The organism is Haladaptatus rarus (assembly GCF_054177585.1).
Genome location: NZ_JBPEHG010000010.1, coordinates 20408 through 43811 on the forward strand (window position 1 = coordinate 20408; position 23404 = coordinate 43811).

Annotated in this window: 25 protein-coding genes; 10 read left to right on the forward strand and 15 right to left on the reverse strand. The window is 60.1% G+C overall.

Annotated features, from left to right (window positions below):
- The first annotated feature begins 65 nt into the window (after positions 1–65).
- Both ACR3FE_RS18830 and ACR3FE_RS18835 read left to right on the forward strand, forming a co-directional pair.
- On the forward strand, positions 66–305 hold the full coding sequence (locus ACR3FE_RS18830) for a hypothetical protein (RefSeq protein ID WP_458208997.1): 240 nt from the start codon (positions 66–68) through the stop codon (positions 303–305).
- Positions 302–496, forward strand: coding sequence for a DUF7835 family putative zinc beta-ribbon protein (locus ACR3FE_RS18835; protein WP_458208998.1), 195 nt, complete (start codon positions 302–304; stop codon positions 494–496). Before ACR3FE_RS18830 ends, ACR3FE_RS18835 begins: the two co-directional genes overlap by 4 nt.
- Here the strand turns inward: ACR3FE_RS18835 and ACR3FE_RS18840 are convergent.
- The 3 genes from ACR3FE_RS18840 to ACR3FE_RS18850 form a co-directional block, all read right to left on the reverse strand.
- Positions 493–1158, reverse strand: coding sequence for a helix-turn-helix domain-containing protein (locus ACR3FE_RS18840; protein WP_458209000.1), 666 nt, complete (start codon positions 1156–1158; stop codon positions 493–495). The genes ACR3FE_RS18835 and ACR3FE_RS18840 overlap by 4 nt on opposite strands.
- A 75-nt stretch (positions 1159–1233) precedes the next feature.
- On the reverse strand, positions 1234–1767 hold the full coding sequence (locus tag ACR3FE_RS18845) for an NUDIX hydrolase (protein WP_458209002.1): 534 nt from the start codon (positions 1765–1767) through the stop codon (positions 1234–1236).
- 378 nt (positions 1768–2145) lie between these two features.
- Positions 2146–3027 carry a hypothetical protein gene (locus ACR3FE_RS18850; protein WP_458209004.1) on the reverse strand — a complete coding sequence of 294 codons (882 nt, stop codon included), beginning with the start codon at positions 3025–3027 and terminating at the stop codon, positions 2146–2148.
- Positions 3028–3415: 388 nt separating this feature from the next.
- Here ACR3FE_RS18850 and ACR3FE_RS18855 point away from each other — a divergent pair, with 388 nt between their 5' ends.
- Genes ACR3FE_RS18855 through ACR3FE_RS18865 form a run of 3 tightly spaced genes read left to right on the forward strand, consistent with a single transcriptional unit; the run spans position 3416 to position 6714 of the window.
- Positions 3416–3544 (forward strand): hypothetical protein, encoded by a 129-nt coding sequence (locus tag ACR3FE_RS18855; RefSeq protein WP_458209005.1) that lies wholly within the window; start codon positions 3416–3418, stop codon positions 3542–3544.
- Positions 3541–5187 carry an alkaline phosphatase family protein gene (locus tag ACR3FE_RS18860; protein WP_458209006.1) on the forward strand — a complete coding sequence of 549 codons (1647 nt, stop codon included), beginning with the start codon at positions 3541–3543 and terminating at the stop codon, positions 5185–5187. The genes ACR3FE_RS18855 and ACR3FE_RS18860 overlap by 4 nt, the downstream gene beginning before the upstream one ends.
- A gap of 3 nt (positions 5188–5190) precedes the next feature.
- A complete protein-coding gene (locus ACR3FE_RS18865) occupies positions 5191–6714 on the forward strand; it encodes a flippase (protein ID WP_458209007.1) in 1524 nt (507 codons plus the stop codon).
- Positions 6715–6762: 48 nt separating this feature from the next.
- Here ACR3FE_RS18865 and ACR3FE_RS18870 read toward each other — a convergent pair whose 3' ends face one another.
- The 5 genes from ACR3FE_RS18870 to ACR3FE_RS18890 all read right to left on the reverse strand — a co-directional run bounded on the left by ACR3FE_RS18870 (position 6763) and on the right by ACR3FE_RS18890 (position 8631).
- A complete protein-coding gene (locus ACR3FE_RS18870; RefSeq protein ID WP_458209008.1) occupies positions 6763–6945 on the reverse strand; it encodes a copper chaperone in 183 nt (60 codons plus the stop codon).
- Complete coding sequence (locus tag ACR3FE_RS18875) at positions 6945–7610, reverse strand: copper chaperone (RefSeq protein WP_458209010.1); 666 nt, start codon at positions 7608–7610, stop codon at positions 6945–6947. The genes ACR3FE_RS18870 and ACR3FE_RS18875 overlap by 1 nt, the downstream gene beginning before the upstream one ends.
- Before the next feature lie 71 nt (positions 7611–7681).
- Positions 7682–7975 (reverse strand): DUF7563 family protein, encoded by a 294-nt coding sequence (locus tag ACR3FE_RS18880; RefSeq protein ID WP_458209011.1) that lies wholly within the window; start codon positions 7973–7975, stop codon positions 7682–7684.
- A gap of 226 nt (positions 7976–8201) precedes the next feature.
- Positions 8202–8327, reverse strand: a complete 126-nt coding sequence (locus ACR3FE_RS18885) for a hypothetical protein (protein ID WP_458209012.1) — start codon at positions 8325–8327, stop codon at positions 8202–8204.
- Positions 8317–8631: a hypothetical protein gene (locus ACR3FE_RS18890; protein ID WP_458209013.1), complete on the reverse strand. Its 315-nt coding sequence runs from the start codon at positions 8629–8631 to the stop codon at positions 8317–8319. Before ACR3FE_RS18890 ends, ACR3FE_RS18885 begins: the two co-directional genes overlap by 11 nt.
- A 1110-nt stretch (positions 8632–9741) precedes the next feature.
- Here ACR3FE_RS18890 and ACR3FE_RS18895 point away from each other — a divergent pair.
- From ACR3FE_RS18895 to ACR3FE_RS18905, 3 genes are all read left to right on the forward strand, one after another.
- Complete coding sequence (locus tag ACR3FE_RS18895) at positions 9742–10137, forward strand: DUF5805 domain-containing protein (protein WP_458209015.1); 396 nt, start codon at positions 9742–9744, stop codon at positions 10135–10137.
- A complete protein-coding gene (locus tag ACR3FE_RS18900) occupies positions 10124–11182 on the forward strand; it encodes a tyrosine-type recombinase/integrase (RefSeq protein WP_458209017.1) in 1059 nt (352 codons plus the stop codon). The genes ACR3FE_RS18895 and ACR3FE_RS18900 overlap by 14 nt, the downstream gene beginning before the upstream one ends.
- A gap of 744 nt (positions 11183–11926) precedes the next feature.
- Entirely contained in the window at positions 11927–12457 is a 531-nt protein-coding gene (locus ACR3FE_RS18905; RefSeq protein ID WP_458209018.1) for a twin-arginine translocation signal domain-containing protein, read from the forward strand.
- A gap of 110 nt (positions 12458–12567) precedes the next feature.
- Here ACR3FE_RS18905 and ACR3FE_RS18910 read toward each other — a convergent pair whose 3' ends face one another.
- Positions 12568–13161, reverse strand: coding sequence for a DJ-1/PfpI family protein (locus ACR3FE_RS18910; protein ID WP_458209019.1), 594 nt, complete (start codon positions 13159–13161; stop codon positions 12568–12570).
- A 99-nt stretch (positions 13162–13260) separates the two neighbouring features.
- Between ACR3FE_RS18910 and ACR3FE_RS18915 the strand changes: the two genes are divergently transcribed.
- Complete coding sequence (locus ACR3FE_RS18915) at positions 13261–13980, forward strand: dolichyl-phosphate hexose transferase (protein ID WP_458209021.1); 720 nt, start codon at positions 13261–13263, stop codon at positions 13978–13980.
- Here the strand turns inward: ACR3FE_RS18915 and ACR3FE_RS18920 are convergent.
- From ACR3FE_RS18920 to ACR3FE_RS18940, 5 genes are read right to left on the reverse strand one after another with little or no spacing between them, the layout of a single operon-like run.
- On the reverse strand, positions 13925–16060 hold the full coding sequence (locus ACR3FE_RS18920) for an ArnT family glycosyltransferase (RefSeq protein WP_458209023.1): 2136 nt from the start codon (positions 16058–16060) through the stop codon (positions 13925–13927). The genes ACR3FE_RS18915 and ACR3FE_RS18920 overlap by 56 nt on opposite strands.
- Positions 16060–17238 (reverse strand): ABC transporter ATP-binding protein, encoded by a 1179-nt coding sequence (locus ACR3FE_RS18925; protein WP_458209024.1) that lies wholly within the window; start codon positions 17236–17238, stop codon positions 16060–16062. Before ACR3FE_RS18925 ends, ACR3FE_RS18920 begins: the two co-directional genes overlap by 1 nt.
- Entirely contained in the window at positions 17228–18829 is a 1602-nt protein-coding gene (locus ACR3FE_RS18930) for an ABC transporter permease (RefSeq protein WP_458209026.1), read from the reverse strand. The genes ACR3FE_RS18925 and ACR3FE_RS18930 overlap by 11 nt, the downstream gene beginning before the upstream one ends.
- Positions 18830–18854: 25 nt before the next feature.
- Positions 18855–20024 (reverse strand): extracellular solute-binding protein, encoded by a 1170-nt coding sequence (locus ACR3FE_RS18935; RefSeq protein ID WP_458209028.1) that lies wholly within the window; start codon positions 20022–20024, stop codon positions 18855–18857.
- A gap of 51 nt (positions 20025–20075) precedes the next feature.
- Positions 20076–21239, reverse strand: a complete 1164-nt coding sequence (locus tag ACR3FE_RS18940) for an alpha-1 4-glucan-protein synthase (protein ID WP_458209029.1) — start codon at positions 21237–21239, stop codon at positions 20076–20078.
- 213 nt (positions 21240–21452) lie between these two features.
- Between ACR3FE_RS18940 and ACR3FE_RS18945 the strand changes: the two genes are divergently transcribed.
- Positions 21453–23078 (forward strand): acyl-CoA synthetase, encoded by a 1626-nt coding sequence (locus ACR3FE_RS18945; RefSeq protein ID WP_458209031.1) that lies wholly within the window; start codon positions 21453–21455, stop codon positions 23076–23078.
- Between the two features lie 4 nt (positions 23079–23082).
- Here the strand turns inward: ACR3FE_RS18945 and yciH are convergent, their stop codons facing one another.
- The gene (yciH, locus tag ACR3FE_RS18950) at positions 23083–23382 is read right to left on the reverse strand and encodes a stress response translation initiation inhibitor YciH (RefSeq protein ID WP_458209032.1); all 300 of its coding nucleotides are present in this window, start codon (positions 23380–23382) and stop codon (positions 23083–23085) included.
- Positions 23383–23404 lie beyond the last annotated feature (22 nt).

The window sequence follows — 23404 nt, forward strand, 5'->3', positions numbered from 1 at the left end:
CTTGCTTCCGCAGGCAAGAGACACCTTTCTCCAGATACTCATCCTTTCGATAGGGAGAGATAGTTATGACGTCACCAGATCCGGACCGTCATCCGGAACAAGAGCAGGAAGACGGGCCTCCGAAAGACGAGCAAAAACACTACGGAGAGCCACAGCACGAAACCACAGACGAGTCGGAACCGAACGAAACGATGTACGGAACACCACAGCACGAGACGGGTGAGTCGCTAGACGATTTCGAACTCCTCATGCTCGAACGAGTCTTCGAACCGGACGATGGAACGCGACGGGAGGCAAAGCCATGAGTTCACCCCAGGCAGAAGGTGTCGAAGAGCACTGCGATAACTGCTCAAAGGAGACAACTCATCGCGTGGCTATCGAGATTCGAACCGAAAATGAGCGCCCGAAGACGAGTGCGTTTTCGCGGGAGCCCTACCGCATCAGTACCTGTGCCGCCTGTGGTATGGAGTCCAGCCGACGGATGAACAACGCCTAATTCATTCGCCCCTCGCCGGGACTGACTGCGAGCGCATTCTTGACGAGACTGCGATGTCCGCGACGAAGACGTTCAGAAACCGCCTGGTGAGAGATCTCTAAACTGTCGGCGAGGTCGTCAGCCGTCGATCCGCGTGGAATATCGTAGTAGCCGGATTCCAGCGCCATCATCAGCGTTTCGTGTTGCTCTTCGGTCAGACCGTAGAACCCCTTCCGCGAATCGCTCATCTCGTAGATGTTGCGTATATCGACCGACAGTCCCGAATCCTGACAGAAATCGTAGGTCGCTGACAGTGAATCACGATCCGGAAAGAGGATTCGAAGCCGCCAGCGTCCCTCCTTCCCGTGAAGGTTCAGTATCGTCGCTTTCTCTTCGACGAGGACGTGGACGACGACGCGGATCTGTTCGATCCATTGCATCCGATAGAGGCGCTCGTCACCGAGATCTTCGAGGAGCGTTATGTCTTCGACACTCGGGTCGTCAGCCAGGGCATCGTCCATCGCATCGAAGTCGTCCGCGTAGGCCCAGATGTACGGTAAGACGTTCCCCGTGTCGTGGGCCGCGACACGGACGACATCGAACTCTGCATCTGGTACCTGCTCCAACGTCGTTCGGAGTGCGAACTCTTGTGCTGGAAGTTCGACCTCCGCAATCGTGCTCATATGAACCCAAAGGCTAGCCTAAATAATACATGCTGTGGCTGTGTCAAACGACGCTCTCGATTCACTCGACTTCCATCACTTCCGCCAGCGTTCGACCTGTGGTTCGAGAAATTCGACGACCGACTCTGGCGGCGAATCGAACCATCGAGCGTCGAGCAACTCGTCTTCGATATCCAACTCACCTCCGACGCAGATTCCCGAGAACAGCACTGTCAGTATGTAGAGGCGTTCGTCCGGATCGGTTTCGAGTACGATCTCCTTTCGGTGGGCTTCGAGCACCTCGGTCAACCGGCACTGGAGACCCGTCTCCTCACGCAGTTCGCGGTGGGCAGTCTCTGAGAGGGTTTCCCCGGGTTCGTGGCCACCGCCGGGGATACCCCACTTGTCCGGTGCGTCGGGATGTCGAATCATCACGATTCGGTCGTCGGCATCGGTGACCCAGACGCCAGCGTCGCCGAGCCAGCCTGATTCAGCCTTCTTTCGACCGTGTTCGAAGTAATCCGGGTCGTTCTCGACCCGTTTCTCGCGCACGGGAAACGCCCCATACGCGCGGCGGAGGCGGCGGAGACTGTGAGAAACCGCCTCGTGGGTACGGGCTTCGAGGGACATAGTTCTCGTTTCGATGGCTGGAATGATAACGTTCCGGCCAATTTCCCGTGGCGAATGGAGTAGTGACTACGGTGCAAACCGTACACCAGCCGGAAACCGGGTCAGCGTCTCCTTTTCACGTCCTCTGGATCACGACCGGCTCACCGAAATCATCGTGGATTTGGTATAGCAACATACAGTTTACACGTGCGGAGAAAGACACCGAAGATCGTATCGTGCTATGTGCGACCAATCACCACGACGGTCCGAAAGAGGGGTCAGTGAACGTCCTTCAGTCGGGCAGAATGCACCGATTACCGGTCGGTTTCAGCTGGTCAACGAGCCATTACCGCGAAGAAACGAGAGAATTCGAGAGAGTGAACGCCGTCCGCAAACCGATTACTTGCCACCCTTGGCTGCTTCTTCCGCAGACATCGGAACACCCTTCGGCGGTTCGAGGTTCGCCTGCTCGTCCGTCCTGGTGTCCTTCGTCTGAACTTCGCCGCCGTGCGTGGTGGCGAAGCCACCCTGGATGTCGGAGTTGATGACCTCCGTCGTGCCGTACCACGACCAGACGCCACGGTTGTTGACCGCACCGGGTTTCGAACAGTTCTCGCCACAGGGAGGGGTCTCCTCGTCGACCTTCACTACGCAGTTTTTGACATACGGAGTTCGGTCGCCCTTCGCGTTCATCCGGATGTTAGCGATATTGTTCGAGTGGAAGTACGAGTCCTCGACGTTCGTGATCCCGGTCGCGCCCTGACTGCCCGGCCCGGATGCATAGAGACCGTTGTTGACGGTCTTGGCGATGTGCGTGCGGCGCACGGTGATGACGCCCTGGTGGGGCATGTTCGCGTTTACCCAGACGCCGCCACCACTCTGTCGCTCTCGGATACCGTCACCCATGTAGACGTTCTCGATGAGGCCTTCGCCGTCCGGCGATTCGACACCGGGCATCATGATGAAGCTTTCACCACTGTGCTCGCCTTTGATACCTACATTGCGAATCGTCCAGCCGTTTCCGCTCGTCGTGAACGCCACGCCCGCACCCTCGGCGGAAACGTCGATGAGCTTGTTCTCGTACGTCTGCCCATCGCCGACTTCGATAGCCTTGTGTTCGCCAGCGGAGACGGTGACCGTCTCGTATTCTGCCGCGCTCGCGAGCCCGCCCACGCCCGCCGCGCCTGTCGCGGCGACCGCAGCACCAGCAGCCTTCAGATACGAGCGTCGGTTCAGTAACGATCCGTTGCTTGTCTTTTCGTTCTCAAGTTCGCGTGCCATGCAAGTTCAATGTGCGATTGGTAACCTAAAAGTGCATCGATTCGGTTTCAATGTCGGACTACTAATTTATAAGCTAGTTCTGAAACCGTCGAATTTGACCTTCACAGCCTATTTCGGTACAGCACCGTGAAAGCCCACCGCTGCCCACCGCTGTACGCTCGTAACGACACGATACTGATCCGCCTACGTGATTTCTGGGTGTTACCGGCCCGATAAGCAAATCGTACCGATAATCTACGAAGGGTTTCCCTCAGTAAAGGTACAGGTACACCCCTATCGATGGGTTCGCGCAGGCAAGTGTGCCGACCGGTAAGAGATTCCTGTCGTTCGTTGACCCGGAGTATAACAAAGTGTCCAAGCGGGCGTCTATGGCGATATGGAAGACGGTGTGACTGGACGACTTTTGGGGAACGTCGGCAGGGAGATCCACCGGACGTTCGTTCTCTCGGGGGCGGGAGAAACTGTCGGGGACGGGGGCGAACGAATCACTGCCGTCGGGTCGCGTGACCAGCGATGACGACGGGCGAACCGAAGACCGTCATTCTGGGGTTCGATGCGCTCGATTTCGAGTATCTGGATCGATTCGAAGACGAGTTGCCGAGCTTCGGTCGGCTTCGGTCGGATGGGGTCGAGGCTCCGCTTCGTTCGACACATCCGCCGTGGACGGGCAGTGCGTGGCCGTCGATGTACACGGGCACCGACCCGACCCGCCACAACGCATTCGGCTTCTTCGACTACACCGATACGTATCCTGACGAAGCGACGGTCATCACGCGCAACGACGTGACAGCGCCAGCAATATGGAACTATCTCACGGCGATCGACGAACCGACCATCGTTCTCAACGTACCGGTTACACACCCCGCAGAATCACTCGATGGGGTGCTCGTCCCGGGCTACCTTGCGAACGAGGAGACTGCGGGGTATCCGCCGACCATCAGAGACGAACTCTCCGACGCGCTCGGCGAGCAGTACACCATCTACTCCGCAGACGAGATGTCCGGTGACAAAGCGGCGAAACTGGATGGGTACGTCGAACTCGTCGGGTTGCGCGAACGTGCCGCCGAATATCTACTCGAAAACTGGGAGTGGCGCGTCGCCATCGTCCAGGTGCAGAAGACGGACGCCGTCTTCCACAACTTCGACGACCCCACGGCGTTTCGGCGGGTCTACAGCGCCGCGGATTCTCTCGTCGGCACCGTACTGGCGACGGCAGACGAGGCGAACGTCGTCGTCTGCTCGGATCACGGGATGGGTCGCACGGACGGCTACAAGATATTCGTCAACGAAGTGCTCCGCGAGCACGGCTTCGTCCGTACAGCCACCGAGGCAGCCGACCACGGAACCGGTCTCTCTGCGGTGAAAGAATCGCTCGTCGACCCGAGCGAGGATACCGACGGTGGCGAAGATCGAATGGTCACCCAGACCGCGATGTCGTGGGGGCTGACCGGACTCGGCGCAGTGGGTGTCACACCCGGTCGGGTGTACGCGACTGCACAGCGGGTCGGCCTCGAATCGTCTCTCAAGCGCGTGCTCCCGAACGACGTCATCGAAGCCGCCGAACAGAGCGTCGATTGGCGGCGGTCGGCAGCGTACTGTCGGGCACTGGGCGAGTTGGGCGTCCGCATCAACCTCAACGGGCGCGATCCGGCGGGTATCGTCCCCCAGTCCGAGTACGAGGCAGTTCGGTCGGAACTCATCGATATCCTGTCGGCGCTTCGTACCCCGGACGGACAGCCAGCGTTCGAGTTCGTGAAGCGGGCTGAAGAACTGTCCGGCGGAAGTGGCCCCAACAGTGGTCCCGACGTGGTGTTCATGCCGACAGAGATGAATCACCTCGTTCTCCCGAGCCTCGTCGGTACACAGTTCCTCCCCGTCGACGAGTACAACCACAAACCGCATGGCGTATTCATCGGGGCAGGCCCCGCCTTCGACAGCACCGCGACTCCGGGAGGACTCTCTTTGACCGACGTCGCACCGATCACTATGGCGGCTGCTGGTCTCCCGGTTCCCGAGCGAATGACCGGAACCATCCCCGAGGAGCTACTGACGAGTCCCGTGAGTGAGAGAGCGTACACCGACGTCGAGTACGGCACTGGTGGAGAGATCGACGACGAGGGAGAAGTCGAATCGAGACTGGAAGACCTTGGCTACCTCTAATCTATGGGAACGGAACGTGAGCTTCGAAACCTCTTATCGAGTGCGAGCCTCGTGTTCGTCGGCGCTGCAGTCGCGTCCGTGGCGAAACTGATCGAACGGATCGCCCTCGGCAGAGGGCTTTCGACGGCTGCCTACGGCGAGGTGAACATCGCCCTCACGACGATGTCGCTCGGGGTCACGATCGCACTCGTCGGCTTCGGACAGGGGGTTCCGCGATACATCTCCAGGTTCGACGATGAACGAGACGTTCGCGGCGCGTGGCTCACCGGCATCATCCTTGCCGGGGCAGTAGGCCTGGTGTTGGCCGGGATCCTGTATCTCAACGCCGAGTTCATCACCGCGAATCTGTTCGACGATGCCGATTCGAACCAGCTGATACCCCTATTCTCGCTCGCGGTTCCACTAGTCGTCGGGTTCCGCGTCGGCGTCGGCGGGATTCGCGGCTTCGAGAACACCATCTACAAGACGTACGTCGCCGACCTTCTGTACCCATTCGGCAGACTGCTCTTACTCGGGGTGTTGTTGTCGTTCGGTTTTGGCGCAGTGGCGGCGGGATATGCGTATCTCGTCAGTGCTGGCGTGGCGTTCCTCGTCGCCCACTATCTGCTGAATCGGCTGTTCCCACTCGTCGGCGAGTTCCGTCTCCACACGCGCGAGATGGCGCTGTTTTCCGCACCGCTCGTGCTCTCATCGGTTCTCGCGGACCTGCTGACCCGAACGGATACGGTGATGCTCGGCTACTTCACCACCTCCCACAAGGTCGGGTTGTACGCCGCAGCGTATCCACTCGCCAACAGCCTGCTCATCGCACTCGCGTCGTTCGGATTCCTGTATCTGCCGCTGGCCTCGCGACTCGATTCGAACGGGGAACGAGACGAGATCTCCACCATCTATCAGCTGACGACGAAGTGGATATTCATCGTCACCTTTCCGGGGTTCTTGCTGTTCGTAACCTTCCCCGGCGACATCCTGACGGTGTTCTTCGGTGCGCGTTACGCCGATGGTGCGTTGGCACTCACGATCCTCTCGGTCGGCTTTTTCACGAACGCTGCAGGTGGTCGCAACCGCGAAACGCTTTCTGCGTTGGGTCACACGAAGTTAATCCTCGCAGGCAACGCGGTCGCGTTCGCACTCAATCTCGTGTTGAATCTCGCGTTGATACCCGCCTATGGGTTCGTCGGTGCGGCAGTCGCATCCGCCACATCGAACGTCGCCCTCAACACCTTCATGTTCGCCGTGTTGTGGTCGAAGTTCGGTATCACACCGTTCTCACGGTGGACGATCCGGACGATGACCCGCGTGCCACTACTCTTGCTCCCCCCGGCGCTGGTGGTGGCACAGGTGGTCTCGCTCTCCACGTTCACGCTTCCACTGGCGTTGGTCGTGGCCGCCACGGGCACCCTCATCGTCGTCTCGACGCTCGGGTGTCTACAACCCGAAGACAGAGTCGTCGTCAATTTCGTCGAGAGCACTACCGACACGAATCTCCCGTTCCTGCACGGTTACGTGCCCGAGACAGCAGAATAAGTACCGGTCGGTGGATTCGACCGGTACGCGCGGGTGACAAACCGCGACCTACATCGAGAAGGCGAGTGGAATCGTCGGCTGAGCGAGGAGGACGACGATACCAGCGAGAAGCGAGATGATACCAGTTGCGGTCGAGAACTCCTTCCCCCACGTTGAGGGGAGTCGCTCGACCGTGACGACGGTCGTCAACGCGACCATCCAGAAGTAGTTCATCTCGCCGAAGAAGGGCATCAAGAGGAAAAAGGGCCCAGACAGACGAGGAGGCAACTTACGCCGTGGGCGACGCCTCTTTCGAGACCGTCACCGATATCGGCGTCGTGTGGAGCGACTCGTTCACAACACGTCCGGAGCCGCGACCGCTTGAACGAAGAGAGTTGATAGAGACCGGTAAGCGTGAGCATCCCGCCGATAACAAGATGGGTGTGGGATAGGGTCACACCGTAGATACCGCCGGGAAGCACTGCCTCGAAGCCGAGGGGAACGACCGCCGAGAGCGCCCAGACGAGGTTGTAACCGACGAGAAACGCCGTGACCGTCGCACCGACTTCGAACCGCGACCCTCTCAGTGCGGCGGCGTAATCCCGCGTGAACCGAGTCATGGGCGGATACATCATCGCCCACATCATCACTCCCCACATGACGACGTACCCTGCGATCGCTTCGAGCGTCCCGACGTGGAAGACGGCACGTTCCATCGCTCCTGGCGCGGCCATCGGGATTCCGGCCTCCTGCATCAGCCACATCATCCCCGGCATCGGGACGTGACCGGTGTAGAGCAACACCCACCAGAGCACGTCCAGACCGACCATGGCGACGACGACGGCAGTGGTACGGTCGATACTGCCATCGAACAGGTCGTTTGTAACTCGGTTCCACCGACTCGTTTCGGTCTCCATCAATAATCCTCCGGATCAGGTACCTCAGTTCGTCGTCGCTCAGGCTGGTTCGAGAACTGGTTTTCGGATGGTCATCTGCCGACCAGGGTGTTGCCTCCGGTCTCGAACTGTTTGACTCGGGTTTCGAAGCCCGGATTCGCGGCGGCACCCTGTCGAAGTGCTGTCCACGAAGCGCACTCCGGACAGGCGAAGACGGGACCGTCCTCGGCTCCGAAAACACGACTGAACGTCGGATCGACGTGTTGGTTGTCACAATGGTCGTTCTGACAGACGTCGAACCGTGACGAACCACCTTCGTTACCGGGGTTCCATGCTGGTCGAGTACGATACGCTGCATCGGTACTGGAATGGTCTACTTTGGACATCGTGATACTTCTCCTGTGAATCGATCGCTGTTTTGTCCGTTTCACAACGTCCAGAGCCCGAATGGACATCACAGCGCCGACGATATCGTCGACAGCGACAGAACTCGTCGAGTAAAAGTCGGTTCGAGCGTGTCTTCCACGAGGAGAACCAGCCGTATTCGACGACTGCTACCTACCGTTCACCTCGATCTCGTAACCGACCGTTTCGATAGCGTCTGTGAGTTCGCTACGTTTCGGTTTCGATGATCGTTACCGCGTTTCGGTCGTGGTCTGCTTCGGCGGTACTGACACCGTCTCGTTCCGATAACTCGTCGAATTTCGTCCAGAGCGACGAATCATCGTCATGGAACACCGACGGCACGGTGTCGCCGGTAGAGATAAACCGCGCACATCGACGCGACACTACCGAGCCACGAGAGCACCGACAGAAAGAGGTTGACGTGCGGGCCGAAGAGGAATCCTCCCGAAAGATAGTCGAGAAGGGGTGTCAGCGCACCGCCAGCGACGTACGCCCACCAGTTGGGGTCCCACCGGTCCGTCCGGTTGAGATATCGCGCATCCCGGTACAGCGCCGGGAACGTCGCGAGACTTCCGACACCCAACACGACGAGGATGACGAGCGCACCGACGCCGATGACTGCCAGTCGGTTCGTCACGCCCACGACTGCGAGGAACGCGGCAATACCAAACCCGACCGCGAACAGATACGCTGCCGGGACGTACCAGTAGATTGGTTGACGATAGCTGTGATCCTTGGAACGTTCTACCCAACGTGTTCGGTCGGAAGCAGTCTATGATTCATGCTTCGTCTCATACTGACAGTGATTCTGATGATCGATGTCCTCTCCAACTCGCTGGTGAAACGAATGGTATAGCGGCATTCGATTTATTAGTTCCTCGAAAGACGGACCGTTCACTTGTAAATTGATGGCAAGTAACACGGTAATTCGAGAGCACGACAAACAGTATTAGAGAGAACGAACCAGAGAAGCGATTCATCAATCGGCAGATAGTAAATATTCATCCATCATTTCGTGACGTGTTCGAGTCGGAAGCCATTCCTTCATTTAGGTTGATATTTAGACCTCGTCGTCCGTGTACGCGCTCTGGAGTAGAGTACACGGGGGATTCACCCAGTACATCTCAGTATATTTGAGTATATTTCAGTACAATTCGGTGTCATCGAGGGGTACGGCAGTTCGTGATCTCAAGACGGCGAGATTACACTCGAGTGGCTGTTGACCGCTCGTTCCACGGGTTCAGGTCGTTGAAAACGCCACGAAGACTGCAGACAACGTTCCGAAGCTGAGAGCGTGTTACGGCCATCGAACCGAGTACCGTCGTTTTCGACTGCGATGTTGCTCGTTGCAGTTTCAGTTCGGTTCATCGCTCCGTATGTCGGTGACACGAGAACCAATCCGTGCCGATTCACACGAACAGGAGGACTCAGCTATCGAATATTCGGCGAGTCGACGAGACCCACCCGGAATTCGACGAGCAAACGAGACGTGTAGTGCGCGAACGAATTAAGCGTGTGTAGACTCGCATCGGAGAACTGACCACCCCATGATGATACATCAACAATCCGATATTAAACGACGATAAAATAATATCGTCCTTGATAGTGCTGGCAGAGGTGAAACTACAGTACTAGTAATGACGATAACCGCGGCTTGGGGGTGAGATTAGAGTGCCAATAGAGAAGATAAGTTCGCTTATCACGCCATGTGGGACAAATTGATATACCGGGGGTGAGACGTGCAACCATGGCCGACGACGGGACGGAACGAGCTGTCGTGAAGACGTACATTCCGGAGTATCAAAAAGACGAGTGGCAGGCCCACGCCGACGAACTCGACATGAGCCAGAGCGAGTTCCTCAGGGCCATGGTACAGGCCGGGAGACGCGGTTTCGAAATCGATCGCGTGCAACCCCCTGAGGAAGGGTCGAACCCCCGGGGTGACGACCTCGAAACACGGTTACTCGACCTCCTCGATTCCGAGGACCATCTGTCGTGGGACGAACTGGTCGAGCGACTCGCTGGCGACTTCGAAGATCGACTCGACGAGGCACTCGGGACGCTCCAGGAGAACAACCGAGTTCAGTACAGTGGTCGCCACGGCGGGTACGCCCTCGTCGGGGGTGTCGATGGCGACGAGTAGCCCCGCCAATCCGAATCCCGACGATCCGGTCGGCTACTTCCTGCAAGACCTCCTCTACCACGGGAAGAGCGAACGCACTCGCGGAGCCTACGAGCGCGTCTTGCGGCGGTTCGAGGCGTTTCTCGCCGACCCCGACCGGAACCCATCGGGACGGAGCGTTGCTCCCGGCGCAGCCACACAGCGTGACTGCATGGCGTGGATACACACCCTCCGTGGCGACCACGCGGAGAGCACCATCGCCACCTACGCCTCCTACCTCCATCGATTCTACGCCTACATGACGCAGGTCGGAGCGTTCGAATCGAATCCGATGGCGCTCGTCGTCGAAGAGATGCACGAATCGGTGGATAAAGACCCAACTCGCCGCGAAATCTCGGTGCCGGACATGCGAACGTTCGTCGCCGGCGTCACCCATCCCCTCGAACGTGCCATCGTCCTCACCCTGCTGAAGACCGGGATGCGTGTCGGCGAACTGTGCAATCTCGACCTCCGCGACGTGAATCTCGCAAACGAGGCGGTACGGGCCGAGTACACGCTGGGAGACCGACCGCAACTCGATGGCCGTCCGGATTCGATCTTCGTGACCGCCGATGCGGTGCGCGGGCAGGTCAACAACGGAGAGGAGCGAACCGCCTCCAACAAGCGGAAACGCGAAACCATCGTCCCCGTGGACGCGGAACTCCGCCGTGTACTCGTCCAGTGGTTGGCGATCCGCCCGGACGCACGCTCGCCTGCGGAGCCGTTGTTCGTCAGTACGAGCGGCGAGTGGGGAAAACGCCTGACGCCGAAGATGGTTCGGAACATCGTCGAGCGCCACGCCCGCGAGTGGGGATGGTATCGAACCGGTGGTGGCGCGGAGGAGAACGTCACCCCCCACTACTTCCGGCACTTCTTTACGACGCATCTCCGCGACCGCACCGGCGACCGCGGCATCGTGAAATATCTCCGCGGCGACGTCGCAAGCGATATCATCGACACCTACACCCACAACTGGGGTGACCGGGTACGAGAGGTGTACGAGGCAAACGTCTATTCGCTGTTGTGACGCTCTTTCAGCGTCGTGAACGCTCTTAGCACCCGCTGGTACCCCCTGTTCCCTGCGAGAGTCCAGTTCATCACTCCTCGTAACCACGAGAGGGTGCTTTGCGATGTTCGAGACGATTCGTACGCGAAACCACGGTTCTGACGTCACTCATGGCCTCGGGGGCGACGTCTTGCTGCCACTCACGGTCTCATCGTCGGTTTTTGATCGCTACGAGACGCGAGAACCGCCTGAGAGTCGAGAATCACGACGAATGTTTCGGACTTCACGCTTGGGAGTTAGTAGACTGCGTATTAGAACACGGAGCGGAGATCCTCATCGTCGGTGGCTCGAAACGCCATCGGGGTTCGTGATGGCTCGACAGATACGGTTGCCGAGGTCACTCACAGCAGTCGAATGTCAGGTCGAGTCGTTCGCCGACGAAGCGAGATCGGAACCGAACTGGAATCTCCGGGAAGTTATCTGTAGCCTACCTATCAATAATCCCGGTTTCGTTCGACTCGACCTGTCCCATGCCACTCTCATAAATCGCATTTCGCTATACTAAAGGAGCGATTGGACAGGGCATCGCGAGCATTCTCCGAATCACGGCAAGAACCGGTTTACGACGACGTAGCTCCATTGTATCGTCCGTTACGGCTCTGCTACGACCGTTACCCTGCCCGACCGGTAGTTAGGTAGAAGTTTGTAAATTGAAAGTTCGTACCGCTTTATGAGTGGACAAGTCATACGAGAATTGGGAGAGAAATGACCGAGAACAAAGTATCCGACACGGAAACAGCAGAATCGAAAGAACGTCGCTCGTTCATGAAGAAGGGCGCACTCGCAGCGAGTGCACTCGCGTTGGGTCTCGGGAGTGCCGGGAGTGGGTCGGCGCAGGCGCAGGAAGCGTTGGTGTACATGTACGACTACCACCCGAACGTCCCGTTCCGCGTGACGAACGCATTGCAACAATCGACGACGATTCGCCTCCTTCGTCGCGTCGGCGGGGGGAACGTTCCCGAGATCTCCCAACCCGACGATTACGACGGGTGGATCATCCGGTACGAACTCGGCGGTGAGAACGCGGCACTCACGACGTTCATGTTCGCTCGGAATGTGAACGTCAGTACAGGTGACCGCCGACAGTTCGCTCCCGACGCGACCGTCTTCAGTAGTTCCCTCAATCTGCTCAGCACCAGGCTCAGAAGCGCTGGTGGCGATGGCGGAGGGGGCGGAGGCCAAACGACCACGACCACGACCGAGACCGAAGGAGGACAAGGGAACTCCTCCGCCTGAACGCACTCGACGGCCAGCTGTTCTGGCCGTTACCGGCGGTCATCTGTTTTGACCACTACCGACGGTCGTCCACCCTGAGCGCTACTCGTCTGTGACCTCAGCGAGTATCGTCAGTCGTCGGCCGTCACCGCTTTGCCGTGTTCGATCTCGGTGCCGAGAACATCGAGGAACTGCGATAACCACTCGACGTGGTCGCCCCAATCGCGCCCGGTCACGAGATTTTCGTCGGTTACCACGCCGTCGTAGTACTCACCGCCTGCGTCTTCCACGTCGGTTTTCAGTGCCGAGTAGGCTGAACACGTCCGCCCTTCGATGGCGTCCGCCGCCGCGAGTATCTGAGCGGCGTGGCAGATGGCGGCGATCGGTTTGTCCACCTCGACGAAGTGTTGTACCGCTTCGATGACTTCGGGGTACGTCCGAAGATACTCCGGTGCCCGCCCGCCGGGGAGGACGAGTCCGTCGTAGTCCGTAGGGTCGATATCGTCGAACGAATCCGTGAGCGCGAAGTCGTGTCCGCGGGATTCCATGTACGTCTGGTCGCCCCGGAAGTCGTGAACCGCAGTCTTCACCGTCTCGTCGCCGTCTTTCTCAGGACACACCGCGTCGACCTCGTGGCCGACCGCTTGCAGGGCCTGAAACGGTACCATGATCTCGTAATCTTCGCCGAAGTCGCCGACTATCATCAGGAGTTTCTTCCCAGCCATAGCGGAGGAGATACGACGAAAACGATCAAATAGCTACTGGTCAGAGCACTTTTTGGCAAACCTAAAACTCAAGTAACGTCCATCACAACTCGAACGTAGATGCAAAACGAAGCGCGGGACGACGAACTCACCTTCGATGATGTGAGCGTCGTCATGGGGACGTACAACGAGGAGGCTGCGATCGAGTCGGTACTCACGGATATCGAACGAGTGACCGATGGACGGGCGGAAGTGGTCTGCGTCGATGGGTCGTCGGACAGAACGCCCGAGATCGCCGAGGAACACGGCGCGCGCGTCATCAACCAGCGACCGCAAGGGTACGGGGTTGCGGTGCGTGCTGCCCTGATCGCGCCTGACCGGCCCGTCGTCGTGACGACCGACTGTGACGACACCTATCCGATGGAACAGCTTCCCGAATTCCTCGACCTGATAAATCAGGGGTACGACGTGGTGAGTGGCGACCGACTCTACTACGGCGCGGAGGCGATGCCGGAGATGAACCGCTGGGGGAACCGGGCGTTCGCCCTCCTCGCATCCCTGCTGATGGATGAACACGTTCACGATACGACGACCGGGATGCGAGCCTACCGCCGACCCGTGATCGAAGAGATCGAATGGACGCAGAACACCGGACTTTCTGCAGAACTCCTGATTCGTCCCCTCATGCGCGGCTATCGGGTGCGCGAGCTGCCGATCGAGTACGACGAACGAAAAGGTGAGACGAAACTCGACCCCCTCACTGGTGGCCGAGAGATCGCTGGATCTATCGTGAAGGTGGCGGTAGAAGAGCAGTTACGCCGTCTCGTTCCGTGGCTCTGACGGTCGAGTTGAGATACGCGCCGTCGAGCGTCGTCTTCTCCGGGAGGTAGGTTCCCTCTCGCCCGCAGTCGAGGGTCAACCGGCAGAGCCGCGTCTCGGGTGGCCAGACGACGCGAACCGTTCCGTTCTCCACGAGTACCGACACCTCCTGTCGGTAGGTGAACGACGAACCGCCTGACTGGAAGACGACGATAGCGAGCGAAACTTCTTCCACTCGGTCGATGGAGAGGCGTCTCGTCTGGTTCGGCGACGTCACTCGAACACCCTCGGGCGACAGTTTCCAGTTCACGGTGACCGGATCGGTCGGCTGTGCGAGATCGAAGGTTGCGACTTCGTCATCGACTTCCACCCTGACAGTTGCACGGTTGGCATCGTCGGGGATACCGACCCGTGTTTCGACCTCGATCTGCTCACCTTCTCGAACGCGCAGACGCTCCAATCTCGGCGTCACGTGTGCGCCGGGTGCGGGCGACCACCGACCGCGATAGGTGTAGCGGTAGAGCGTGCGGGACTCGTATTCATCGATGAGTTCGAAATCCCCTGCCGGGCCACGGTTCTGAGCGTACACCACGTCCCCGTCGAGCGAAGGGTCGTTGCGGAGGGACTGGAAGGGATGATTCAGCCATCCACCGTAGGGCGTCGGGACGAAGACGAGTGCATTCTCGAAGTCCCGGTTCTCGAACGGTTGATAGGCCCGTTCGTGTTTCTCGGCCTGCTTCGCGTGCGCATCGAGTTGTGGCTGGAGGGCAGCGTGTTCGGCAACCGCGACGACCGGGGTGGCGACGACCAGCAGGACGAGCATCACCGCGCGAATCTGTCCTATAGTGTAGTTCGCTCGCACGCGGGCGAACGTGCGGACGCGCCGCGCGAGCAAGATGACTCCGCTCGCAGTAAACGCAGAAAGCGGGAGCAACAGGTCGAAGTGGTAGAACGGGCCGAACAGCGAGATGAACCCATCGTTCGGGTCGCCCAGTTCCGCGAGGATGTTCAGATTCCCCCAGAAGAAGACGTTGCCAACGACGACCGAGACGAGAAGGCCCGCGAAGATGCTCCGGAGTTCGACGTCGGAGAGTCCCGGTGTCGACCATTCGGGGCGGTCTCGCAACAGAAATCCGACGATCCCGATCCCTGCGAGGATGGTTCCGACCGGGGCTGCAACCGTCCATCTGGTAGCGAAGGCCCAGAGCAGGTAGGCGTTCGCCCGGAGCGCGAGTGTGGGCGTGTACTGGCGATCGTAGCCTAGCAGTTCGCGGTGGCCGAAGCCGAGCCCGTCGTGGGGTGCGAACGCTTCGTAGGGGAACAACAGCGGCGACCCCGTGACGAGCCAGTTGTAACCGAGCGTGACACCGACCCAGAACAGACCGAACACCGAGATGATGGCGTAGCGTGGCGCGATTCGTCGGAACTCGTCGCGCCACAGTTCGAGTCCCCCGTGGATGGCGAATGGAATCGTGAAGAGGACGGCAGTGTAGGGTCGCGCGAAGAACGCGAGTCCGATGGCACACCCCGCCACCGCAGCCCACGCGAGGTTCGCCCGTCGCACTGCCCTGACGTAGGCGACCGCGAACAGCAGGTTCAGCACTGTGGTTGGTGCATAGGGGAGGAAGGTGGCCGAGGTGAGCAGAAAGAGTGGGGAGCCGAGCAGCGCGATCGCGGCGAGCAGTCCCGTCTGATGGTCGAAGGCGTCGCGGGCGAGGAGGTAGACGAACGCGGTCGTGGCTGTTGCGACACCGAAGAGGGCGAATCGGAAGCTGCCTGCCAGTTTTCCGAGGGCGAAGATGGCGGCGGGAACCGGCGCGTATTTCGAGTACATCCGGTTCCCGTCGACGATGAAGAACCACGGACGAAAGGCGTCGGGAAATCGCGTCTGCATGACCACCTGTCCGTCGACGAGCATCGCGGCTTGCTGGAGATACACCCCTTCGTCGTGGTTCAGCGAGAGATACGGGAAAAACTGCGTCGAGAACCAGAAGACGATGCCCCCCGAAAGGAGCGCGAGCGCGACCGGCAGGAGCCAGCGTCCTCGATTCGTCGAAGATCGACGTCCCCAGTCCATCGAGAGCCACCGCCACAGATCCATCAGTCGGCTTCGGGGGCGCGGGCGTGCGTTTTGCGCTGTTCTCTCGGGAACCACGCCAGATCGTGGTCTGCGGCGAGTTCCACGTCGACTTCGGATTCGAGCGGAATCTGCCGCGAATGGTTGTGCATACACTGGAGCACGTCGGCGTTATCGCTCTCGTCGGCTTCGTCCAGTTCGACGCGGTAGAGGACTGTCGGGCCGAGATAGCGCCGGTAGGTCACTCGACCATCGGCGGTTCCGTTGCGTGCCGGGACGGCGTCCAGGTCGTCCGGTCGAACCAGCACGTCGATTCGGGTCTTATCGTACTCCGGAGCCAGCCCGTGAATCTGGTCGCGGGGGATGGTTCCGATGCCCGTGACCACTTCGTTGCCGTTGACGTAGCCCGAGAGGAATCCGGCGTGGCCGAGGAAGGACGCGACGAAGCGAGATTCGGGGTGCTGGAAGACCTGTTCCGGTCGTCCGACCTGTTCGAGTTTACCGCCGTTCATCACGGCGACGCGGTCACTGATGGACATCGCCTCCTCCTGGTCGTGCGTGACCGAGATGGCAGTGACGCCCGACTCTTTGAGGATTCGTCGGACTTCCTCGCGCATCTCGACGCGCAGGTCGACGTCGAGATTCGAGAACGGTTCGTCCAGCAGGATGATTTCGGGTTCGGGTGCGAGCGAGCGCGCAAGGGCGACGCGCTGCTGTTGGCCGCCGGAGAGTTCGTCGGGATAACTGTCGCGTTGGCTCTCTAAGTCCACGAGGTCGAACATCGAATCCACCCGGCGCTCGATCTCGTCGTCGGGGAGGTCTTTCAGGCCGAACGCGACGTTCTCCTCGGCGGTCATGTGCGGAAACAGCGCGAACTCCTGGAAGACGACGCCGATGCCGCGCTGTTCGGGCGAGACGAACGAGCCGTTTCCGGCGACGGCTTCGTCGTTCAGACGTACCTCACCGCCGTCGGGACGCTCCAGTCCCGCGACGAGTCGCAGGGTGGTGGTCTTCCCGCAGCCGGACGGGCCGAGCATGGTCAGTATCTCCCCTTCACGAACCGACAGCGAAAGGTCGTCGATGACTTTCGGGCCATCGTTGTATCGTTTGACGACCGAATCCAGTTCGAGCACCGTCTCGGTCGACGTGTTGGTTTCGTTCGGTACCTCCGCGTGTCCGTTTACAGTTTGGCTATTTGACATCGTATCCCTCCCGTGAAAGTATGACGAGCATAGAGAACCCGGAAACGACGAGCAAGATGAGCGTGGGCACGGCAGCAGCCCCGAAGTGACCCTGCGCCTGTGCGCTCCAGATGAACGTCGAGAGTGTGTCGAACCCGATCGGGCGCAAGAGGAGCGTCGCCGGAAGCTCCTTCATCGTCGTCAGGAACACCAGCGCCGCGCCACCGACCAACCCCGGCGCGATGAGCGGCAGCGTGACCGCCCGGAACGCGCCGATGGAGGTGCGCCCTAGGGTTCGCGCCGCCTCCGGTAGTTGCGGGTTCACCGTCAGGAACGACGCCCGCGTCGACCCCACCGACTGCGGCAGGAACCGGACGACATAGGCGAAGATGAGCGGTGGCAGGTGCTGGTACAGTGGCGTGGCGTAGTTCGCGCTGAAGTAGACGATGGCGAGCCCCATCACGACGCCCGGCACGGCGTAGCCGATGTACGACGCCCGCTCGAACAGCGACGAGAGACGCGATTTGTGACGGGCCGAGAGGTACGCGACCGGGAGCCCCGCCAGTGTCGTCACCAGTGCCGCCAACGCCGCAACGTAGACCGAGTTGATGGCAGACTCCCACTCGAACGTGAGCGTGGTCGCGTACTGCGTACTCTCACCGATGAACCACTGCCCGAGGATAGCGATGGGAACGGCGAGTGCCAATCCGACGACGAGGGCACAGAAGGCCGTCGCAGGCCACTTCCAGTAGCCCAGTCGTACCACATCGTCGGTTCTGCCACCCTGGCGACCAGCACTGCGTTCGACACCGCGAACCCGCGATTCGACGGCGAGGATGAATATCGTTCCGGTCACCAGAACCAGCGACAGCAACGAGGCGTAGTCACGACCGACACTGCGCTCGACGTAGATGATCCGCGTGAACACGTCCGTGCCCATGATGGCTGGCGTCCCGAAGTCCGACAGTGCGTACAGTGCGACGAGCAGGCTCCCTGCGGCGACGGCGGGCTTGATCCGGGGAACCGTCACGCGCTTGAACGCCTCCCATCGGGAGTGTTCGAGCGTTCGCGCGGCGTCGATGAGTGTCGTATCCAGCGTCTTGAACGAGGCCCGCGTCGTGATGAACACGTACGGGTAGGTGTAGAGTGTGAGGACCACCACTGCTCCTTTCATCCCATAGAGTTGAGGAACCGATCCGATGCCCAGCGGGGCGAGCAGTTGCTGGAGTTCACCCTGTGGGCCGAACGCCCAGAGGTACGCGATCGCTCCGATGTAACTCGGGATGACGAGTGGAAGCGACACCGCGACGGTCCAGAACCGGCGGAACGGGAGGTTCGTCCGAACCGTGAGATACGCGAGCGGAACCGCCAGCAGGATGGATGCCACCGTGACCCCGACGACGAGGGTGGCGCTGTTCGCGTAGATCTCTATGGTTCGAGGCCTCGTCAACAGCGAGATCGCGCGTCCGAACTCGACTTCGAGCGCCATGCCGACCAGCCAGAGCAGGGGGAACAACACGGCTACCGAGACCGCACCACCGAGAAGCGTCAGACCGAGGGGTAACTCGCTTCCCTGCTGACTCGCCTGTTCTGACTGGGTTTCTGTTTCCATCGTGTGGGTTGGGTTTCGCGCCGTGTTACAGCATGTTGACTTCGCGCAGGAGCTTCAGGGTCGGTTCGATGTCAGACAGTTGGCCGAGGTCTAAGTTCTCAGGCGGGTTGAGTTCGTCGATAGTCGGGAGCCGACCGAGCGGTTCGACCTCGGGGATGAGTGGATATTCGAACGTCTTCACCGCGAAGTACTCCTGTGCTTCTGCCGACAGCAGGTGGTGGACGAAGTTCTCCGCGAGTTGCTGGTCGCTCGCCGTATCGACGACCGCGGCACCAGCCACGTTGAACATCGACCCCGCATCACCCTTCGTGAAGGCGGTGGAGATGGGCGGGTTCTTGTTGGCAGCGATGATCCGCTGGATGTAGTAGTGGTTCGTGAATCCAGCTTTGATCTCGCCGCGAGAGACGGCCTCGGCGACCAGTAGTTCGTCCGAGTAGCTCTTTTTTATCTGATTGTTCTTCATCTGGACGAGCCACTGTTTCGTCTTCTCGCGCCCGTTGAGGAGGCGCATCGCGGTGACGAACGCCTGGAACGAACCGTAGGAGGGTGCCCACCCCATCGCGTTCTTGAACTTCGACTGGTTGGGGAACGCGAAGATATCGTTCGGGATGTCCTTCTTCCCGAAGGAGTTCGTGTTGAACGGGATGGTTCGCGCGCGCCCGGACGTGCCGACCCACTTCCCTTTCGGGTCGCGGAACTGCTTTTTCACTTCGTTCAGCACGTCTTTCGGGAGTTTCTTCGTCCGACCCGCATCCGAGAGCAGGCCGAGCGACCCGGCGTTGACCGAGTAGAAAACGTCTGCCGGGCTGTTCTGGCCTTCGGTCTTGATCTGCTGGACGAGATCGGTGGAGTTGCCGTACAGTGGTTTCACCGAGAAATCGTCGTAGAGCTTTTCGATGAACGAGACGAGGTTACCGACGAGCGCCTGTCCCCGCCCCGAGTAGAGCGTCAACTCGCCTTTCAGGTCGGGAAGTTCCTTCATCGAGGTACCGCCGGGGATATTCCGGTCACCGAACGGCGACCGCCCGGAACCGATCTGCCCCGCCACGTTCGTATCGTTGTTCGAGTTCTTCTCGTCGTCTCCGATGATACCGAGACAACCCGTAAGTGACGTGACACCGACGGCACTCGCTCCAACGGTAAGAAATCGGCGTCGGTTGTACCCCTCGTCGCCAGCAGAGCCGCGTCGCTGCATATATAGAATTAGGCTGCCCTAAAACGTTTATACCTACCGATTTTGGGGCGGTCAATCGTCCGCGAGTGCAGGGACGGGAGCCCGGACGGATTCGAGCGCGTTCAGGCAGGAGAGCCAATCGTGCATGTATTCGCCGACGAAGGTGAAAAACTCGCCGTTTTCGTACTCCGACCAGTCGCCCGCGACGAGCACGTCGGCCATCGCGGCGAAGACCTCGGCGTACGAATCGGCAGTCTCGCCGACGGCGTCGATCTCCTTCCAGAGGTGTTCGTTCAACTCCAGTCCGGCGACTTCGTTCTGGAGGTCGCCGAACGTCGAGCGCGGTGCCTTGTTGTGCTCGCAGAGGGGGCCGCCGTTGTAGATCTGCGTGCCGAGCACGTCACAGGCGCGCTTGAGGAAGACGCCGCTCCAGATGTCGTCGAATCGTCCCACGTTCCACGGGTTGTCGTCCATCGGCAGTTGGTAGAACGCCGGAACGACCTCGCGGCGGAACGCGAGATTCATCGAACAGACGGTGAGATAGTTGTCGGGTGCGGCCACGAAATCCCGGTCGAAATCTTCGTCGGAGGTGCGGGTCTGCGCCTGTCCCTGCAGGTCGCCGTCCATCAGGATTCGAACCGCGTCGAGGTCGGGAACGTTCGTCCAGAGCCCCTGCGAGGCCACCACGTTCGAGACGTGGGTCGGTTTCGTTTCGACCGTCTCGTCCATCGCGGAGTAGGGGTAGCCACGGGGGTAAAGACCGTGTTCGTCAGCGTTCTGGTAGAGGACGTTCACCCACTGTTCGTCGGAGGCCACCTGTTCTACCTCGCCCTCGAACTGGAGATTCCGGAGGTGGCGACCGAAGAAGTCGGATTCGGGATGTGGAAGGGTGTCGTCGTCGATGAAGAAGCCGTACTCGAAGTCGCCCGCCCAGAGATAGAGCAGGCCGAAACTCGTCTGGGCGTGGCTTGCTTCGGGAATCAGGTGGCTGTACTCGGTGATTCCGTGTGCCTCGAACCATTCTTCTCGGCGCGTGCCGTCGAACACTTCCCCCGAGATGCCCTCCGATTCGAGCATCGCTTCCATCTCGTCGGTGTCACAGAAATCCTCCGTGACCAGCACGACGTGCAGTTGGGTCAGATCGAATCCGTGCTCGCGGGCGTTGTCAAAGTACTCCCGCATGCACTCGTACTCCCGAATCGTCGGGACGACGACGCAGATGTCCTCCTCGCTCATCTTCTCTGGTATGTTGTGGTTTAGGCTCCCCTAAAAGGTTGTCTATCCATCCTCGCCGTTAGAACGGTGGAGGTTCGTCGTTGGAACGGTCAGCGAGGGAAAATCCCGGTTCGAACTTTCCCACGCGCCCCTCCCTAAAAACCCTGTCTGTAGATGTCCACAGGACGGGAATCGCCGACACATCGAAATACGATTCTCACGACGGTTACACCGATGCAAATAGATTACGAGCGCGAACTAGCGGAGTTCGAATGGAAGATTCCGGAGCGATACAACCTCCCCGCGGTCATCGAGTCACACGCCGAGGAGTTCGGTGATCGGCTCGCTATCAGGTTCCGCGACGACGAGGGGAACGAAGAACAGCGAACCTACGCCGACCTGCGGGACGACATGAACCGATTCGCCAACGCCCTCGAATCCCTCGGAGTGGGCGAAGGCGACCGGGTGATGCACCTGCTGCCACGCCACCCTGACGTGTTCGCCATCCAACTCGGGGCGCTGAAACGCGGGGCGATCCTCGTACCATGCTCGGCGATGCTCAAGCCGAAGGACATCCAGTTCCGCGCGAACGACTGCGAAGCGACGACCATCGTCTGTCACGCCGAGTTGACCGACATGGTCGAACCCGTACTGTCCGAAACACCACTCGAAACGCTGATCGTGCTGGATGGTTCCCGAACCGGGAACTGGGAGTCCTTCGCCGCATTGTTGGACGGGCAATCGACCGATCACGAAGGGCCGGAACTCGGCGCGCAGTCGCCGATGTCGATCAACTACACTAGCGGGACGACGGGCCAACCGAAACCCGTGCTCCACCGTCATCGCTGGATGCACTGCTTCGAGCGCATCAACGGACGCTACTGGTGGGGAGTCGAGCAAGGAATGGATTTCGAGGACGAACTACTTTGGGCGACCACCGGGACGGGATGGGCCAAGTGGTTCTGGAGTCCGGTCGGAGCGGCGCTGACCACTGGTGCCCCGCAGTTCATCTACCGGGGCGACTTCGACCCGGAAACGTTCCTCTCCCTGATGGAAGAAGAGGGTGTCACCCGCCTCTGTGCGGTGCCGACCCAGTACCGGATGTTCACGCAGGAAGACGACCTGGCAGACTACGACCTCGCACTGACGGAGGCCGTCTCTGCTGGTGAACCGCTGAACCGCGAACCGATCCAGGCGTTCGAGGAGGCGTTCGGTGTCACCCCGCGCGATGGGTACGGCCAGACCGAAACCGTCGCGCTGGTGACGAACTACCCCGGCATCGACGTGAAACCGGGGAGCATGGGCAAGCCGACGCCCGGCCTCGGGACGACCATCGTCGACACGGTGGACGACGAAGCGGTCGAAGCGGGCGAGATCGGCGAGATCGCGGTTCCCGTCGATAGTCCGGCTATCTTCGACGGGTACTTCGAGAAACCCGAGTTGGACGAGAAGACCTTCTCCGGCGAGTACTACCGAACTGGCGATCTGGCACGCGAGGACGACGATGGATACTTCTTCTTCGAGGGGCGGGCCGACGACATCATCATCTCCTCGGGCTACCGCATCGGCCCGTTCGAGGTGGAGGATGCGCTGGTGGGTCACCCGGCAGTTGCGGAGGCCGCCGCGGTGGACAGCCCCCACGACGAACGTGGGAACGTCGTCAAGGCGTACGTCATCCTCGCGGATGGCTACGAGGGAAGCGACGAACTGGTGGACGAGCTCCAGGAGTACATGAAAGAAGAGACGGCACCCTACAAGTATCCGCGACGAATCGAGTTCGTGGACGAACTACCGAAGACGTCGAGCGGCAAGATCCGACGTGTCGAACTCCGTAAGAAGGAGCAGGCGAAGTTCGGCTAAGCGACTACGCTATCTCGTAGCCCTTCTTCCGCAGAACCTTCGTCACGCGCTCGCGGTGGTCGCCCTGTAGTTCTATCGTCCCCTCGTGTACCGTCCCCCCGGTCGCCATCTTCCGCTTGAGTTCCGACGCGAGTTCTTTCACGTCGATCTCGTGGGGGTCGAACCCCTCGACGATGGTGACAGGCTTGTCGTACCGCCGTTTTTCGGTTCGGATGGTGAGACGCTGTTCTGTTCGCCCCAGGTCTTCGTCGATGCCGAGTTCCTCTGGCAGTCCCGTGATGGAACTAAAGTCGTCTTTTGCCACGGCAGAGGGAACTACACCGTCG

Coding starts and splice junctions, on each gene's coding strand:
- ACR3FE_RS18835 (WP_458208998.1), top strand. CDS start 302: ATGAGTTCACCCCAGGCAGAAGGTGTCGAAGAGCACTGCGATAACTGC.
- ACR3FE_RS18920 (WP_458209023.1), bottom strand. CDS start 16,060: ATGGATCTGTGGCGGTGGCTCTCGATGGACTGGGGACGTCGATCTTCG.
- ACR3FE_RS18935 (WP_458209028.1), bottom strand. CDS start 20,024: ATGCAGCGACGCGGCTCTGCTGGCGACGAGGGGTACAACCGACGCCGA.
- ACR3FE_RS18930 (WP_458209026.1), bottom strand. CDS start 18,829: ATGGAAACAGAAACCCAGTCAGAACAGGCGAGTCAGCAGGGAAGCGAG.
- ACR3FE_RS18900 (WP_458209017.1), top strand. CDS start 10,124: ATGGCGACGAGTAGCCCCGCCAATCCGAATCCCGACGATCCGGTCGGC.
- ACR3FE_RS18830 (WP_458208997.1), top strand. CDS start 66: ATGACGTCACCAGATCCGGACCGTCATCCGGAACAAGAGCAGGAAGAC.
- ACR3FE_RS18865 (WP_458209007.1), top strand. CDS start 5,191: ATGGGAACGGAACGTGAGCTTCGAAACCTCTTATCGAGTGCGAGCCTC.
- ACR3FE_RS18910 (WP_458209019.1), bottom strand. CDS start 13,161: ATGGCTGGGAAGAAACTCCTGATGATAGTCGGCGACTTCGGCGAAGAT.
- ACR3FE_RS18850 (WP_458209004.1), bottom strand. CDS start 3,027: ATGGCACGCGAACTTGAGAACGAAAAGACAAGCAACGGATCGTTACTG.
- ACR3FE_RS18895 (WP_458209015.1), top strand. CDS start 9,742: ATGGCCGACGACGGGACGGAACGAGCTGTCGTGAAGACGTACATTCCG.
- ACR3FE_RS18905 (WP_458209018.1), top strand. CDS start 11,927: ATGACCGAGAACAAAGTATCCGACACGGAAACAGCAGAATCGAAAGAA.
- ACR3FE_RS18940 (WP_458209029.1), bottom strand. CDS start 21,239: ATGAGCGAGGAGGACATCTGCGTCGTCGTCCCGACGATTCGGGAGTAC.
- ACR3FE_RS18870 (WP_458209008.1), bottom strand. CDS start 6,945: ATGCCCTTCTTCGGCGAGATGAACTACTTCTGGATGGTCGCGTTGACG.
- ACR3FE_RS18945 (WP_458209031.1), top strand. CDS start 21,453: ATGCAAATAGATTACGAGCGCGAACTAGCGGAGTTCGAATGGAAGATT.
- ACR3FE_RS18860 (WP_458209006.1), top strand. CDS start 3,541: ATGACGACGGGCGAACCGAAGACCGTCATTCTGGGGTTCGATGCGCTC.
- ACR3FE_RS18840 (WP_458209000.1), bottom strand. CDS start 1,158: ATGAGCACGATTGCGGAGGTCGAACTTCCAGCACAAGAGTTCGCACTC.
- ACR3FE_RS18875 (WP_458209010.1), bottom strand. CDS start 7,610: ATGGAGACCGAAACGAGTCGGTGGAACCGAGTTACAAACGACCTGTTC.
- ACR3FE_RS18925 (WP_458209024.1), bottom strand. CDS start 17,238: ATGTCAAATAGCCAAACTGTAAACGGACACGCGGAGGTACCGAACGAA.
- ACR3FE_RS18915 (WP_458209021.1), top strand. CDS start 13,261: ATGCAAAACGAAGCGCGGGACGACGAACTCACCTTCGATGATGTGAGC.
- ACR3FE_RS18880 (WP_458209011.1), bottom strand. CDS start 7,975: ATGTCCAAAGTAGACCATTCCAGTACCGATGCAGCGTATCGTACTCGA.
- ACR3FE_RS18845 (WP_458209002.1), bottom strand. CDS start 1,767: ATGTCCCTCGAAGCCCGTACCCACGAGGCGGTTTCTCACAGTCTCCGC.